The organism is Ruegeria sp. CL3 (assembly GCF_056536505.1).
Map to the genome: position 1 here is coordinate 29,376 of NZ_JBQFPT010000008.1, position 14,640 is coordinate 44,015.

Genomic DNA, 14,640 nt, shown 5'->3' on the forward strand with positions numbered 1-14,640 from the left:
AATAATTTTAGTTTGATTGATTGTTAAAAAAGAGTCCATACCCGCTCAGCAAATTCTCTATGGGGCAAACGGCTATGGCTGACATTCAAAAGAACTTGATCGCCGGTGAGTGGGTCACCGGTGAAGGTGAGATCGAAAACCGCAACCCATCGGACCTGAGCGATCTGGTCGGCATGTTTGCGCAGGCCAGCGCGGATCAGCTTGAGGCAACATTGGATCAGGCGCGTGCCGCTCAGCGTGAGTGGGCCGCCTATGGGCTGGAGCGCAAGCAGGCTGTTCTTAACGCGATCGGCAACGAGCTGATGGCCCGCGCCGAGGAACTGGGCACGCTGCTGAGCCGCGAAGAAGGCAAGCCCCTCGCCGAAGGCAAAGGCGAAGTGTTCCGTGCCGGTCAGTTCTTCACCTACTACGCCGCTGAATGTCTGCGTCAGATCGGTGAGAACGCGGATTCCGTACGCCCCGATATTGAGGTCGATGTCCGCCGTGAGGCCGTTGGCGTTGTGGCTATCATCAGCCCGTGGAACTTCCCCACTGCGACCGCGTCTTGGAAGATCGCTCCGGCGCTGTGCTATGGCAACGCGGTTGTCTGGAAGCCTGCCAACATCACCCCGGCCTCGGCAGTGGCGCTGACCGAGATCATCAACCGCCAGGACATCCCCAAAGGTCTGTTCAGCCTGGTCATGGGCTCGGGCCGCTCCATCGGTCAACGTCTGGTGGAAAGCCCCAAGGTCAACGCGATTTCCTTCACCGGGTCGGTTCCGGTCGGTAAGGGTATCGCCGCTGCCGCCATCCAGAACCTGACCAAGGTTCAGATGGAAATGGGCTCGAAGAACGCTCTGGCCGTCATGGACGATGCCGATCTGGATCTGGCTGTCACGCTGGCTCTGGGTGGCGCGTTCGGTGGCACTGGTCAGAAATGCACGGCGTCATCGCGGCTCGTGGTCCACTCTGCCATTCATGACGCCTTTGTCGAAAAGCTCGTTGCAGGTGCGCAGGCGATGCAAGTGGGCCACGCGCTGGAAGAGGGCGTTCAGATGGGCCCCGTCGTCAGCCAGCAGCAGTTGAGCGAAAACCTGGCCTATGTCGATCTGGGCAAGTCCGAGGGCGCGGAACTGGCCTGTGGCGGTGCGCGTCTCGAGATGCCGCATGACGGGTACTACATGTCGCCCGGCGTGTTCCTGAACACCACCAACGACATGCGCATCAACCGCGAGGAAATGTTCGCACCGCTCACCAGCGTTATCAAGGTTGGCAGCTACGACGAGGCGCTGAGCGTCGTCAACGACACCAACTTTGGCCTGACCTCGGGCATCGTCACCAAGTCGCTGGCCCGCGCCACGCACTTCCGCCGCAATGCGCGCACCGGTGTGGTCACCGTGAACCTGCCCACCGCAGGCACCGACTATCACGTGCCCTTCGGCGGCCGTGGCGACAGCTCTTACGGTCCGCGTGAGCAGGGCAAGGCGGCGGCCGAGTTCTACACCACGGTCAAAACCGCCTATATCAGCGCAGGCCCGGTCTGATGCTGATCGATTGCCTGCAATATGTGAACTGGTCGGAAAAGGTCTTCCGCCAGTTGCGCGAGGGGGGCGTGGACGCGATCCACGTCACCATCGCCTATCATGAGAACTTTCGCGAAACGGTGCTGAATTTCGAACAGTGGAACCGCTGGTTCGAACAATACCCAGACCTGATCATGAAAGGGCAGTGGGCCAGCGACATCGACGCGGCGCGGGAAACCGGCCGGACAGCAGTGTTCTTCGGGTTCCAAAACCCAAGCCCGATGGAAGATGATATCGGCCTGATCGAGATCCTGCACACGCTGGGTGCGCGGTTCATGCAGCTGACCTATAACAACCAGTCGCTGCTGGCGACCGGCTGCTATGAGGCCGAGGATTCCGGCATCACCCGCATGGGCAAACAGGTCATCAAAGAGATGAACCGCGTGGGTCTTGTTGTCGACATGAGCCACTCGGCCGACCGCTCGACCATCGAAGCGGCCGAGATCTCGGAACGTCCCATCGCGATCACCCATGCGAACCCCTATGACTGGTCGCCTGCCTTGCGCAACAAGCGGGACGCGGTGATCCGTGCGGTGACGGAAAACGGCGGCATGCTGGGTTTCTCGGTTTACCCGCACCACCTAAAAGACAAGTCCGACTGCACGTTGGAAAGCTTCTGCGGGATGATCGCGCGCACGGCTGATAAATACGGTGCGCAGCATCTGGGTATCGGCACCGACCTGTGTCAGGACCAGCCCGACAGTATCGTGGAATGGATGCGCGTCGGTCGCTGGACCAAGGAAATCGACTATGGCGAGGGCTCTGCCTCGGCCCCTGGTTTCCCGCCCATGCCGGGTTGGTTCAATGACAACCGTGACTTCGGCAACATCCGGTCAGGCCTACGTGCCACCGGCATGAATGACGATGAGGTTGACGGGATCATGGGAGGCAACTGGTACCGTTTCTTTGACGAGAACTTCAAACCGCTCGCCTGATACAGGTCAGCCAAACAACGAAGCTTTGGCCGCATTCCAGATAGAAACGGCCTGACTACTATTTACGGAGGAGAGATGTCTGAGGCATCTTTGAACACTGCCCCTGTGCAGGAAAGCCGCGTGAACAAACCGCTGTTCCTGATCTCTGGCGGTTTTATCGCGCTGTTTTGCATTGCTGCCCTAGTCGATCTAGACGCCCTTTCGGGTGCTGTGGACTGGGGGTTCAATGTCGCGGCCACCTATTTTGGCCTCTACTGGCAAGTCCTTTTGCTTGCCACCTTCCTGATCGGCCTGCTGCTGTGCGTTCTGCCGGGCGGGCGCGCCATCATGGGCGGCCTGGCCGCGCCCGAGTTCACCACCTTCCAGTGGGGCTCAATGGTCATGTGTACACTGCTGGCCGGTGGCGGCGTGTTCTGGGCGGCGGGTGAGCCGATTGCCCATTTCCTGTACCCCGCGCCGCTTTACGGTGGTGAAGGGGCAACGGCCGAGGCCGTGAACCCAGCCATCGCCCAGAGCTTCATGCATTGGGGTTTCCTCGCATGGGCCATTCTGGGGTCGCTGACCACGGTCATGCTGATGCACTACCACTATGAAAATGGTCTGCCGCTGGCACCGCGCACGCTGCTCTACCCGGTGTTCGGCGACAAGGCGATCAACGGGCCGATTGGCCTAATTGCGGATGCGTCCTCGATCATCGCTGTGGTTGCGGGCACGGTTGGTCCGATCGGTTTCCTGGGTCTGCAGGTGAGCTATGGTCTGGCCGATCTGTTCGGCTTTTCAGATACATTTGCCCTCCAAGCGACCGTGATTGCCGGGCTGGCTGCGATTTACACGATCTCGGCCATGACCGGTCTGTCGCGTGGAATTCAGGTTCTGTCCAAGGTCAACGTGATCCTGGCGGCTTTCCTGCTGCTGTTCGTTCTGATCGCAGGGCCGACCGGGTTCATCTTTGGCTCGTTCTTCTCGGGCTTTGGCACTTACGTGGGCAACTTCTTCCAGATGGCACTCTATCGGGGTGAGGCCAGTCTGTTCGGCGAACCCGGCTGGCTAGGCTGGTGGACCGTGTTCTTCTGGGGTTGGTTCATGGGCTATGGCCCGCTGATGGCAATGTTCATTGCGCGGGTGTCGCGCGGTCGTTCGATCCGGTCGATCATCATCATGCTGTCGATCATCGCGCCGATCGTGACCAATTTCTGGTTCACGATCATCGGCGGCACCGGCATCGCGATGGAGCTTGAGAACGCCGGCACAATCGCCACCGCATTCGAAGGCTTCAACCTGCCCGCCGCCCTGCTGGCAATCACCAACAACCTGCCGATGGGCTTCGTGATCTCGATCCTGTTCCTGATCCTGACCACGATTTTTGTGGCTACCACCGGCGACTCGATGAGCTATGTCATCTCTGCGACTATGAGCAACGAGAACAACCCACCCGCAGCGCTGCGCGTGTTCTGGGGCATTGCGATGGGCCTTATGGCCATCATCCTGATCTCGGTTGGATCGGGCGGTGTGTCCAAGCTGCAGAGCTTTATCGTGGTGACCGCTGTTCCGGTGTCTCTGATCTTGCTACCGTCGCTTTGGGATGCGCTGCGCATCACGCTGGTGAAGGGCAAAGAGAGCTAAACGATCCAAGCCGGGCCGGACCATCCGGCCCGCCAAAACGCCTGAAGGTTTCAAGAGAAGACCAGATATTAGCACCTGAGGAGGCACAACCGAATGACTGACGTTCCCCGTCGTGATCCGAACATGGTGATGCGCCTTGCCCGTCTTGGCTCCATGCATCAGTCGCGCCTTTCGTTCATGCGTATCCTGACGCGACGACTGGCTCGGGAAAACTGGCGGTTTGAAAAAACTGCGTTCGAAATTGACGGCACAGGAGTTGGCCATGCCGTCTATACCGCACATGGGCCCGAGCGGTCCTATTCCCTTATCGCCTATGCCCATGATCTGCCGCCCGAAAAACGCTCGGACCGGGTGATCGCCGAGGCCTGGGATGCCACCTTCACCCTGTTTGACGGTGTGCCCTCCGACGCCGATATCGAGCGTCTTTCACACAATATCCCCGTTCAGGAAGCCGGGCGTGTCACCGGGTCTGAGCTGTCCGTATCCCGCGCCAACCGCTCGGTGCGTTTGTGGGAGCATGTGGTGAGCGAATTGGCCGAAGGCCGTCAGCCCTCGACCGAGAAGATTGATGCGGTTGGTTACCTGATGCGGACCACTGCGGTTTACGGGTCCGGCAAGTTGGGCGCTGCGGATCGCGAAATGATTGCCGACCGTCCGGAATTCCGTGCTCCGTTCCAGGTTGAGATGCTGTCGGTCTACCTTACCCGCTGGTTCGTGACTGATCTTGTGCAATACATGGCTGATACCCGCGCTGCAGCCAACGGCGCGCAGGCCGCGAAGCTGGATGCTGGGATTGCCCGCTCGATGGGGATTGGGAACTCGACCGGTCTAGGAATGGCGCCGTTTTTGCTGAACCATCCGGTGCTGTTTAACAACTGGATGGCCGCGCGCGAAGGCGCAATTCAGGTCGTGCGTGGGGTAGAGAAGGCCGGCGATGCGGAAATTACGGTGTTCCGTGATGTGCTGCTGCGCAATATGCAGATCGTCGAGACCTGGCAGTCCGAACACCCGATCCAGATCGAGAAACTCGCCGCCCTGCGCGCCGATATCGCCAAGCTTCAGGACTATCTCTCAAGTGCGGATCTTGGCGCGGATCACCCATGGGATGCGCTTTATTCTTGGGCCGAGCAGTCACTGACCCTTGAGGGTCAAGAATGGATCGCCTCGCTGATGCTGGAACCCTACGGCGAATTGGTCGATGCCTTTGCCGAAGGTATGGCGGCAGACAACACCGCCACGTTCCGCATCGCCGGAGCGATGAAGATCGGCGACCTGCGGGCGCTTCTCAAGGATATCTATGGCTGGGCCATTGAGACCGATTGGGCCACCCCCGCCAGCAAGGCGCGCGCCTGGTATGTCTCGGAAGAAAAGCTGGAGCCGCGTCTGGGCGAACGTTTCGAGGAACCGATCGAGGAATACGAGCAGCCCTTGGCCCCCGGTCGGGACGCCGCGCAGTTGTTTCAGGCGCTGGCCCATTGGTCGGATGATGCTCAGGTCGCCGATTTCCTGTTGCGCCACCCCGAACACCGCCACGTGCTGCGTCGTGTTCAGATTGTAGGGCGCGCGCCCTATGCCGAGATCCGCGACAACACGATCTCGGACCGGGTGCTGCCCATCGACATGCTGCGCTGTAAGCTGTCCTTCTTCGGGGCGACCAAGTTCGACCCCCGCTCGGACCGTTGGGTGCGGATCTGCATGTATGGCAACGCGCCTTTGCCGCATGAATTGACATCTGAAAACGCCGATTTCTGGGTCTTCCCGGAACGTGAAGGGGCCGCTGCATGAGCCACTCTCTGAACGAAATCGAGGCCATGAGCAAACGCGCCGCGCGCGGCGCAGGCCTGTCTTGGGGTCTGGCGGAAGAGGCCGCCAAGGGAACGCGCTGGCTGTCGGCCTTCGGATTTTCGGGCGCCGAATTGCTAGCCGACCTGTTAGAGATGAACGATCGTATCCCGTCGATCGACGTCTCGCCTGTCTCGCTGAGCGCTGAGATCTGGCATGCTCCTACCCGTCGGATGAGTCCGCTGATCGCCGGGGCCTCGCTCAGCGACTGCGCGGTGCGTTTGATGGATCGCGGTTCTATCACGATGGAGAATGTCAGCCTGCCCTTGCTGGCCGTTCCCTTCATGGGCGGGGCTGCGCTGCGTTTGGGTGTACCGGTCGCGGCTGAATGGCAGGGCGCGCGTCTGGCAACGGATGGGCGGCAGATCTGCGTGCAGGCCACGCCCGAGGCGCTTGAGGCCCGTCACGCTGACAAGATGGTCTTCAGCGCGCCGGCCGAAATGACAGGCCGCCGCGAGCCACTCCTGCGCGCTGAGGTGTCCGATACAGATTGGAACAGGCTCGGTGCTTTTGCCCACCGCACATTCGCACCCGCGACCGAAGAAAGCCGCATGCGCGGTGCTGGCGCGGGCCTCAGCGACAACGACTGAAACTTCGCCCCTTTTGATGAGGGGTACATAGATACGAACGGAAAAGAAGAATGACCGCCACCGAAACCCTGACATTGGCCGAGATCGAAGATCTGGCCTTCCGCGCCCTTGTCAAAGCCGGAACATCTGAGGAAAACGCCCGTCCTCTGGCCGTTGCGACCGCAATGACCGAAGCGGATGGCGTTGCCTCGCACGGGTTGGCCTATATCCCGATCTACGCGCAGCACGTGGAATGCGGCAAGGTTGACGGGGCCGCCGAGCCCGTGGTCGCCCAGCCGCGCCCGGCAGTCGTGACCGTGGATGCGGCCACAGGGTTCGCGCACAGCGCGATCGATTTGGGGTTTGAAAAACTGATCCCACTGGCACGCGAGCAGGGCGTTGCGGTTCTGGCCATCAACAACTCGTATAACTGCGGTGTTCTGGGTGTGCATACCCAGCGTCTGGCGCAGGCAGGCCTGATGGGGATCGGGTTCACCAATGCGCCGGCCTCGATCGCGCCGTCGGGTGGGGCAAAGCCGGTCGTTGGCACCAACCCTTTCTCGATCTCGGCCCCCGACGCGGATGGAAACGCGGCGCTGCTGATCGATCAGTCCGCCAGCACCATCGCCAAAAGCGAAGTCATGAAACACGCCCGCGAAGGTAAACCCGTGCCCGAAGGTTGGGTTTTGGACGCCGACGGCCAGCCCACCACTGACCCCGAAGCTGGCCTAAAGGGCTCCATGGTCCCATCGGGCGGCTACAAGGGCGTGGGTATTGCCCTGGCGGTTGAACTGATGGCCGCTGCGATGACCGGCGCAACGCTTGGTTCGGTCGCCAGCCCGTTCTCGGGCACCGCGGGTGGCCCGCCTAAAACAGGGCAGTTCTTCATAGCGATTGACCCGCAGGCGACTTCGGGCGGAGCGTTCCAAGAGAAACTGGGTGAGCTGATTGCCGCGTTCCGCGACCAAGATGGCGCGCGCCTGCCGGGCGACGGCCGCCACACCTGCCGCGAGCGGGCAGCAACCGAAGGCGTTGCCGTAAACGCGGCACTGCTGGAAAAAGTGCGCGCGCTTCTCTGACGCGCACAGCATCACAAGTTTGAAGGGGCGCATGGTCTGATCGGGGCATGTGCCCTTTTTTGTATTCGTGATGGAGAACTCAGGCTTGCGGCTCTTGCAGCTACTGAAACCCGCCATCCCAATAGGCCAGAGGGTGGTTGTTGCTAACCTCCACACGCTCGACCTTGCCGATGAGAATGCGGTGAGAGCCGAAGGAAACCGTCTGGATTTGAAGACAGGCGAAAATGGCCGAGGTGTCCTTCAGGACCGGCAGGTGGGTGTGTTCATCCATGTCCCAGACATCTTCGGAAAATTTGCGAAGCTCCGAATGCGCAGGGTCAACGGCAAAAGCCAGCGTCATGTCGATGTGGTTTTGCGCGGCGAAGTTGACGCAATAGCCCCCATGCTCTTCGATCATGCCCAGAATGCGACTGTTTTTGTTCAGACAGATCAACACAGCAGGCGGAGTCGCGGTAAGCGAGCAGACAGCGCTGACGGTCGCGCCCTGGGGTCCATGCTCGCCCGGCGTAGTGACAATAGACACCGGTGTCGGGGCTTTGCGCATGGCCGAGATGAATTCAGTCGAGGTCAGCATCTTACGCTCCGGGATTGGGGTGCTCAGAGCTTGCATTAGGCAGGTTTTATCACAAGAATGAATTTCTTGCCGTCAGGCCAAGCCCTCCTTATGCAGGATCACCATGCGACGCGCTTTGAGAACACGATTGAACCAATTGGGTCCGGGTGCCTTGTCCCGGATGGAACCTGTCGGTTTTGATAGCAACCGAATGCGCCGGGGATTACCACCCCTGCAGACGCTGATCGCGTTCGAAGCGGCGGCGCGGTTGCAAAGTTTCACCCTGGCAGCGTCGGAATTGAACCTGACGCAACCCGCCGTTAGCCAGCAGGTAAAACTGCTGGAGGATCGCATTGGCATCCGGTTGTTTCGCAGGTCGAACAACCAGATCAGTCTGACCGAGCAGGGGGAACAGTTTGCCGATTCCGTCGGGGCGATGTTAGACAGCCTGAGCGAAAGCGTTCAGGATCTCGCGCCAGATGCAGGGCGCACCATGCTGACGGTCAGCCTGCTGCCCTCCTTTAGCTCGACCTGGTTTGCGACTCGTGCGACCCGACTTCTTGAGGCGCATCCGCAGATCGACCTGATCACCTTGTCCACCGTGGCCTGCACCGGTTTTGGGCAGGAAGACGCGGATGTCGCCATTCGCTGGGGGCCGGGCGGCACGCCGAATGTCTATCAGGAGCGCCTGTTCGGTGAACGCCATATCCTTGTGGCCTCAGCCGCGCTACAGGATCAGCTGGTCGATGTGAAACGGGTGGATGACCTGGCCGGGCTCCCGTTTTTCAAAGACACCAACCACAGTGAATGGCGTGCGGTGATTGAGCGCAATGGCGGCAACCCGGATTTGTTCGAAAATGGTGCCTATTTCGGCGATGCCAGCGCCACGCTCAACGCCATCGCTTTTGGCGGCGGGATCGGGGTCACCCGGGATGTCATCGCGCAGCATTTTCTGGACAACGGCACTCTGATCGCGTTGCCGTTCGAGGCGGTGGAAGGCCCGTTTGCCTATCATTTTCTTTGCCCCCACAGCCGCTTGAACCAGCCTCGCGTTCAGGCGTTTCTACACTGGTTGCGACAGGAGGCGTCAGGTGCATAAGAATTTCTTTGGCAATGGCCTAGGAATCGCCATTTGGAAGTTTGGCAGGATTGAGGAAATCTGGGGGAAACACATTCACCCGAATAGACTCGGAGCCTGCGGCCATGGAATTTTCGCTTTTCAACCTGATGACAAAACCCGTTGACGGGTCCACCCATGCCGACGTGTTCAACCAGATGCGCAACATGACGCAGATGGTCGACGAGGCGGGGTTCGATGTGGCCTGGTTTGCCGAGCATCACCTGTCGAACTACTGCATCTCACCGTCTCCGCTGATGACGGCTGCGAATATGGCCGCCCATACCAAACGCATCAACGTGGGCCCCGCCGTTGTTGTGATGCCCTTCTATGAACCTCTGCGTCTGGTCGAAGATATCTGCCTGACCGACCAGCTGACCGAGGGTCGCCTCGTGCTGGGTCTGGGCACCGGCTATCAGCCGCGCGAGTTCAAGAAATTCGGGTTCGAGATCAATGACCGCCTGATGCGCGGCCTTGAGATTTGGGATTGTATCGAACAGGGCGTCTATTCCGGCGTGATCGACTATCAGGGTGAACATATCCAGATCAACGATGCCGCGCTGTCGATCGCACCGGTACAGAATCGCATCCGCACCTTGGCGGTGGGCAACGCGCCCGAAATGCGTCAGAAGATGATCGACTATGGGGCCGAGCCGCTGACCACTCCGGCCATCGGGCCGAACTCGATCGTGTCGACGGCGCGGCGGCTTTACACCGAAACCCGCACGGAAAACGGGCTGAGCGGCAACGACTTCCCCTTTGCCGTGCAGCGCTATGTCTACATCGCCGAGGACAAAGACGACGCCCGCGCCGCGACCGAGCAGGTTCTGATCCATGCCCGCATGGCGAACAACATGCGCCGCCCCGAGCCGTTGATGCAGGGCGCGGATCTGAACATCGTGCCTTTCGACAACGAACCCACCCTCGACGAGGTGATGCAGCGGGCCATCATCGGTGACGTCGAAGAGGTCACCCGCCGGATCGTCGCCGAGACGCGCGAGTTTGGGATCACACATCTGAGCGTCTTCATGCAGATCGCCTCAATCCCGTTTGCCAACACATTGCGCTCGCTCGAGCAGTTTTGCGATCAGGTAATGCCCGCAGTAAAAGCGGCGCTTGAGGAAGACAAGAAAGCGCTTGCCTCCTGATGGCGGGGCTGTTCTCGCTGGCCGGAAAGCCGATCCTGATCACTGGTGCGGCGCGCGGGTTGGGGGCGGCTATGGCCATGGCCTGTGCGGATCAGGGCGCGCAGGTCTGGCTGCAGGATCTGAACGCCGAGGCCGTTGAGGGCACGGCGGAAGCGCTCAGAGGGCAGGGCGCCGATGCGCAGGCCACCGCCTTCGACCTGACGGATTTCGACGCCTGTCGGCAATGGGTGCAAGAGGTTGCAACCCAAGCCGGCAGCATCTGGGGGCTTATCAACAATGCGGGGATCACCAATCACGGGCTTGTCCTTGACCAGACAGTCGAGGATTATCGCAGCATCTATGAGCTGCACGTTATGGCCCCATTTGTGCTGTCTCAGGCAGCGGGCAAGGCGATGCTGGCCAATCCTGGCCCGCACCGGGGGCGGATCGTGTCGGTTTCGTCAATCGCTGCGACCCACCCGAGGCCGGGGGTTGGGAACTATGCGTCCTCCAAGGCGGCCATCGCGGGGCTGACGCGGTCTCTGGCCGCGGATTTCGGTGCCGATGGGATCTGCGCCAATGCCATTGCGCCGGGCTATGTGCTGACCGAGATGAACAAGAAAATCCTCAGTGACACGGGCTTTGTCCGCCGCATCGAAAACCGCACCCCGGCCGCGCGTTGGGCGGACCCTGCGGAAATCGCAGCGCCAGTGGCCTTTCTGATGTCCGAGGGCGCCTCTTACATCAATGGTCAGCTTCTTGCGGTTGATGGCGGCATGAACGCATTTTTACAATCGAACGAGGAATAACCCATGGCACGTCTGTCTGGAAAGGTCGCGCTGGTCACCGGTGCGGGCGCGATGAATGGGGGTATGGGCAATGGCAAGGCCACGGCCATTCGGCTGGCGCAGGAAGGGGCTACGATCTGCGCTTTGGACCTGCATCTGCCCGCCGCCGAGGACACCTGCGAGATCATCCGCGCCGACGGCGGTAGAGCCATCGCCCTGTCTGCGGATGTCACGCAAGAGGATCAGGTCAAGCAGGCCGTCACCGACTGCCTGAGCGCGTTGGGGCAGATCGACATTCTGCAAAACAACGTCGGCATCCTGAAGACCGGCGGGGCCATGGACAGCATGGTCGAGGATTGGGATGCGCTGGTTCATGTGAACATGAAGGCTGTTTTCCTGCCGACCAAACATGTTCTGCCCCACTTCGTGGATCGCGGGGCCGGGGTGGTGACCAATATCTCTTCGATTGCAGGGCTGCGCTATCTGGGCACGCCCTATATCGGCTATAACGCCACCAAGGGCTCGATCATTTCCTATACGCGCAACCTTTCGGCCGAGATGGCCCCGCATGGCATTCGCGCCAACGCGATCCTGCCGGGGTTCATAGACACGCCCATGGCGCGGGATATCACCGTTCAGAACTCGGACGACCCAGACGCCATTGACTGGGACGCGCTAGATCGTCAGCGAGCGGCGCGGATTCCGCTGGGCCGTGTGGGCACGCCCTGGGATGTGGCCAATGCGGCTGTGTTCCTGGCCAGCGATGAGGCGTCATACATCACCGGTACCGAAATCACTGTGGATGGTGGTGTGTCATGTCGCGTGTAAAAAGCCGCGCCGGGCGTGCTGCCCGTCTACAGGCTCAGAAATCGGTTCAGACCCGCCTGGCACCGGTGATGCGCAAGCTGCAGCCGCTTGAGGTTCTGAACGAGGCAGCATTGGAGCGCATCCACGATGCCACAACGGCGATCCTGGAAGAGGTCGGCATCGATTTCCGCGATGCCAAAGCGCTGAGCGATTGGGCAAGACCGGTACAAAGATTGGTGGCGACCGGATGAGGATCGAGCGCGTCCTGGTGATGGAGCTTGTCGCCAAAGCACCTGCACGTTTCGTGGTTCAAGGGCGCGGGCTCTAGACCGGGTTCACGATGGGCGGCGACTCCAGCGTGTTCTGCACCATGAAGGGCGCTCCGTTCACCCGTGATCTGGAGGGCCTCCGCCCGTTAACCACCGAGGCGGATGTGATCAATTTTGCGGGCCTGAATCAGGCCTGCCCAAGCCCTCACATGGCAGGCGGGGACACCTGCGAGCCAATGGATATCCCCGTTCCGCACCGCCATCTGACGATGATGCCCTGCGTTAGAGGTCTTTCAACAAGCGCAGGGCATCGTAGATCGCTGCGTGCGTGTTGCGCGCGGCGACGGCGTCTCCGATACGGAACAACTGGAAACGGCCATCTGGGTTCGCAACAAAGTTTTGCGGTAGACCGTTGATCAACGCTTCATGATCGACCTGTCCCAGATTTGACGAGAGGGGCTTGAGGTCGAAATACAGGTCAGCATTTGGCAATGTGCCATAGTTGAGAATAATCTGGTCATAGGGCCGGTCCTGCAATTTCGTGCTGTAATCTGATCCTATCTCGGCGATCAGGCGGTTTTTGTCCCGCCGCACGCCTTTAAGGCGGCGCGCCACGGTTAGGGTCACGTCCTTGTCTTGCAGGTTGGTCAGATACGGCGTGAGGTTCAGCCCCATCACGTCGGGGGCAAAGCTGCGGTCAGGGGTCATGATTTCGACCTGCGCGGTGTCTGCCGCAATCTCGGCGGCCTGCAGCCCAGCGTGATCGCCAGCCTCATCAAAGATCAACACATCGCCATAGGCTTTCACGTCACCCGACAAAATGTCCCACGAGGTGATGACGTGTGGCAGATCCTCAATCTGCTCATACAGCCGCATCTGAGGCAGCCCGCCGGTGGCCACGATGGCCAGGTCCGGGTTCAGGGCGGTGACGTCTTCGGCCTCGGCCCAAGTGTTGAAATGAAAACTCACATCCCGTGCCGCACATTGGGCCATGCGCCAGTCGATGATCCCGATCATCTCGCGCCGCCTTTGGGATTGCGCGGTCAGGCGTATCTGCCCGCCGGGGTCCGAGGCAGCCTCGAACACCGTCACGTCATGACCGCGGGCGGAAGCAACCCGCGCGGCCTCGAGCCCGCCGGGGCCGGTGCCGATGACCACAACCTTGCGCGGGGTCTCGGCCACTGGGATCAGATGCGGCATCGTCAGCTCGCGCCCGGTCGCGGCGTTGTGGATGCACAGTGCCTCGCCACCTTCGTAAATACGATCGAGGCAGTAGGTGGCACCGACGCAGGGCCGGATATCATCCTCACGCCCCTCGATGATCTTCTGCACCAAATGCGGGTCGGCCATATGGGCGCGAGTCATGCCCACCATGTCCAGACGTCCTTCGGCCACGGCGTGGCGGGCGGTGGCTACATCCGGAATGCGGGCGGCGTGGAACGTAGGCAGGCCGATCTCGGCCCGCATCCGTCCCGCGAAATCCAGATGCGGCGCCAAGGGCGACCCCTGCAGCGGGATCACTTTTGACAGCGCGGCATCACTGTCAATCCGCCCGCGCGTCACGTTGAGGAAATCGGTCAGCCCCTCATCCGTGAGAAGACGCGCGATGCGGAATCCCTCTTCCTCGCTCACGCCGCCGGGGGTGGTTTCGTCCATCGAGAAGCGAACACCCAGAAGGAAGTCTTCACCCACCTTGTCGCGCATGCTGGCCAAAACCTCACGCGCGAAACGGGTGCGGCTTTCCAGCGTTTGTGGGCCATACGGCCCCTCAAGTTCGTTCGTCAGCGGGGACCAGAACTGGTCGGGCAGGTGGCCATAGCATTCGATTTCCAGCCCGTCCATGCCGCCCGCCTTCATGCGCTCGGCGGCGTCCGCATAGTCCTGAATGACCCGCGCTATGTCCCAATCCTCCATGAGTTTCGGATTGAAGCGATGCGCGGTTTCGTGATGATGCGTCGGCGCGACCGAGGGCAGCCAATCCCCTTTGCTCCACCCGGTGCGGCGGCCCAGATGGGTCAGCTGGATCATCACCGCGCAGCCGTGATCATGCAGCTCATCCGTGAGGTTTTTGATCCAAGGCACCACCTCGTCACGATAAGCCAAAACGTTATTGAACGCCGGAGGGCTGTCTTTGGACACACAGGCCGACCCGGCCGTCATCGCCAGCGCAACACCGGCCTTGGCGCGTTCCGCATGATAGGCGCGGTAGCGATCCTTAGGCATACCGTCTTCGGGATAGGCGGGTTCATGACTTGTGGTCATAATCCGGTTGCGCAGGGTGAGGTGCTTTAACTGGTATGGCTGCAGAAGTGGATCGTTGCTCATTGCGATGCTCTCACGGAAAAGCTGACGAATGAAGAGATAAAGGC

At 60.7% G+C, this 14,640-nt stretch carries 13 protein-coding genes and 1 pseudogene; 12 read left to right on the forward strand and 2 right to left on the reverse strand.

Annotation, left to right across the window (positions count from 1 at the left end; all coding sequences use genetic code 11):
• Nucleotides 1-74: 74 nt before the first annotated feature.
• The 6 genes from ACR0NO_RS13175 (at nucleotide 75) to ACR0NO_RS13200 (ending at nucleotide 7,610) form a co-directional block, all read left to right on the forward strand.
• Nucleotides 75-1,523: an aldehyde dehydrogenase family protein gene (locus tag ACR0NO_RS13175; protein WP_480724263.1), complete on the forward strand. Its 1,449-nt coding sequence runs from the start codon at nucleotides 75-77 to the stop codon at nucleotides 1,521-1,523.
• Entirely contained in the window at nucleotides 1,523-2,497 is a 975-nt protein-coding gene (locus ACR0NO_RS13180) for a membrane dipeptidase (protein ID WP_480724264.1), read from the forward strand. Before ACR0NO_RS13175 ends, ACR0NO_RS13180 begins: the two co-directional genes overlap by 1 nt.
• 75 nt (nucleotides 2,498-2,572) lie before the next feature.
• On the forward strand, nucleotides 2,573-4,120 hold the full coding sequence (locus tag ACR0NO_RS13185) for a BCCT family transporter (RefSeq protein ID WP_480724265.1): 1,548 nt from the start codon (nucleotides 2,573-2,575) through the stop codon (nucleotides 4,118-4,120).
• Nucleotides 4,121-4,213: 93 nt separating this feature from the next.
• Nucleotides 4,214-5,905 (forward strand): hypothetical protein, encoded by a 1,692-nt coding sequence (locus ACR0NO_RS13190; protein ID WP_480724266.1) that lies wholly within the window; start codon nucleotides 4,214-4,216, stop codon nucleotides 5,903-5,905.
• Entirely contained in the window at nucleotides 5,902-6,552 is a 651-nt protein-coding gene (locus tag ACR0NO_RS13195; RefSeq protein WP_480724267.1) for a DUF3726 domain-containing protein, read from the forward strand. The genes ACR0NO_RS13190 and ACR0NO_RS13195 overlap by 4 nt, the downstream gene beginning before the upstream one ends.
• Nucleotides 6,553-6,602: 50 nt before the next feature.
• Nucleotides 6,603-7,610 carry an Ldh family oxidoreductase gene (locus ACR0NO_RS13200; protein WP_480724268.1) on the forward strand — a complete coding sequence of 336 codons (1,008 nt, stop codon included), beginning with the start codon at nucleotides 6,603-6,605 and terminating at the stop codon, nucleotides 7,608-7,610.
• Between the two features lie 100 nt (nucleotides 7,611-7,710).
• On the opposite strand, the gene ACR0NO_RS13205 is transcribed toward ACR0NO_RS13200, so the two are convergent.
• On the reverse strand, nucleotides 7,711-8,220 hold the full coding sequence (locus ACR0NO_RS13205) for a flavin reductase family protein (protein ID WP_480724269.1): 510 nt from the start codon (nucleotides 8,218-8,220) through the stop codon (nucleotides 7,711-7,713).
• 124 nt (nucleotides 8,221-8,344) lie between these two features.
• Between ACR0NO_RS13205 and ACR0NO_RS13210 the strand changes: the two genes are divergently transcribed.
• The 6 genes and pseudogenes from ACR0NO_RS13210 to ACR0NO_RS13235 form a co-directional block, all read left to right on the forward strand.
• Nucleotides 8,345-9,262 carry a LysR substrate-binding domain-containing protein gene (locus ACR0NO_RS13210; protein ID WP_480724394.1) on the forward strand — a complete coding sequence of 306 codons (918 nt, stop codon included), beginning with the start codon at nucleotides 8,345-8,347 and terminating at the stop codon, nucleotides 9,260-9,262.
• Between the two features lie 104 nt (nucleotides 9,263-9,366).
• The gene (locus ACR0NO_RS13215; RefSeq protein WP_170549175.1) at nucleotides 9,367-10,428 is read left to right on the forward strand and encodes an LLM class flavin-dependent oxidoreductase; all 1,062 of its coding nucleotides are present in this window, start codon (nucleotides 9,367-9,369) and stop codon (nucleotides 10,426-10,428) included.
• Nucleotides 10,428-11,216 (forward strand): SDR family NAD(P)-dependent oxidoreductase, encoded by a 789-nt coding sequence (locus ACR0NO_RS13220; protein ID WP_480724270.1) that lies wholly within the window; start codon nucleotides 10,428-10,430, stop codon nucleotides 11,214-11,216. The genes ACR0NO_RS13215 and ACR0NO_RS13220 overlap by 1 nt, the downstream gene beginning before the upstream one ends.
• Before the next feature lie 3 nt (nucleotides 11,217-11,219).
• Nucleotides 11,220-12,023 carry an SDR family NAD(P)-dependent oxidoreductase gene (locus ACR0NO_RS13225; RefSeq protein WP_480724271.1) on the forward strand — a complete coding sequence of 268 codons (804 nt, stop codon included), beginning with the start codon at nucleotides 11,220-11,222 and terminating at the stop codon, nucleotides 12,021-12,023.
• Nucleotides 12,011-12,253, forward strand: a complete 243-nt coding sequence (locus ACR0NO_RS13230; protein WP_480724272.1) for a trimethylamine methyltransferase family protein — start codon at nucleotides 12,011-12,013, stop codon at nucleotides 12,251-12,253. The genes ACR0NO_RS13225 and ACR0NO_RS13230 overlap by 13 nt, the downstream gene beginning before the upstream one ends.
• 89 nt (nucleotides 12,254-12,342) lie before the next feature.
• A pseudogene (locus ACR0NO_RS13235) lies at nucleotides 12,343-12,537 on the forward strand (trimethylamine methyltransferase family protein); the annotation flags it as partial.
• Between the two features lie 16 nt (nucleotides 12,538-12,553).
• On the opposite strand, the gene ACR0NO_RS13240 reads toward ACR0NO_RS13235, so the two are convergent.
• Entirely contained in the window at nucleotides 12,554-14,596 is a 2,043-nt protein-coding gene (locus ACR0NO_RS13240; protein ID WP_480724273.1) for an oxidoreductase, read from the reverse strand.
• Nucleotides 14,597-14,640 lie beyond the last annotated feature (44 nt).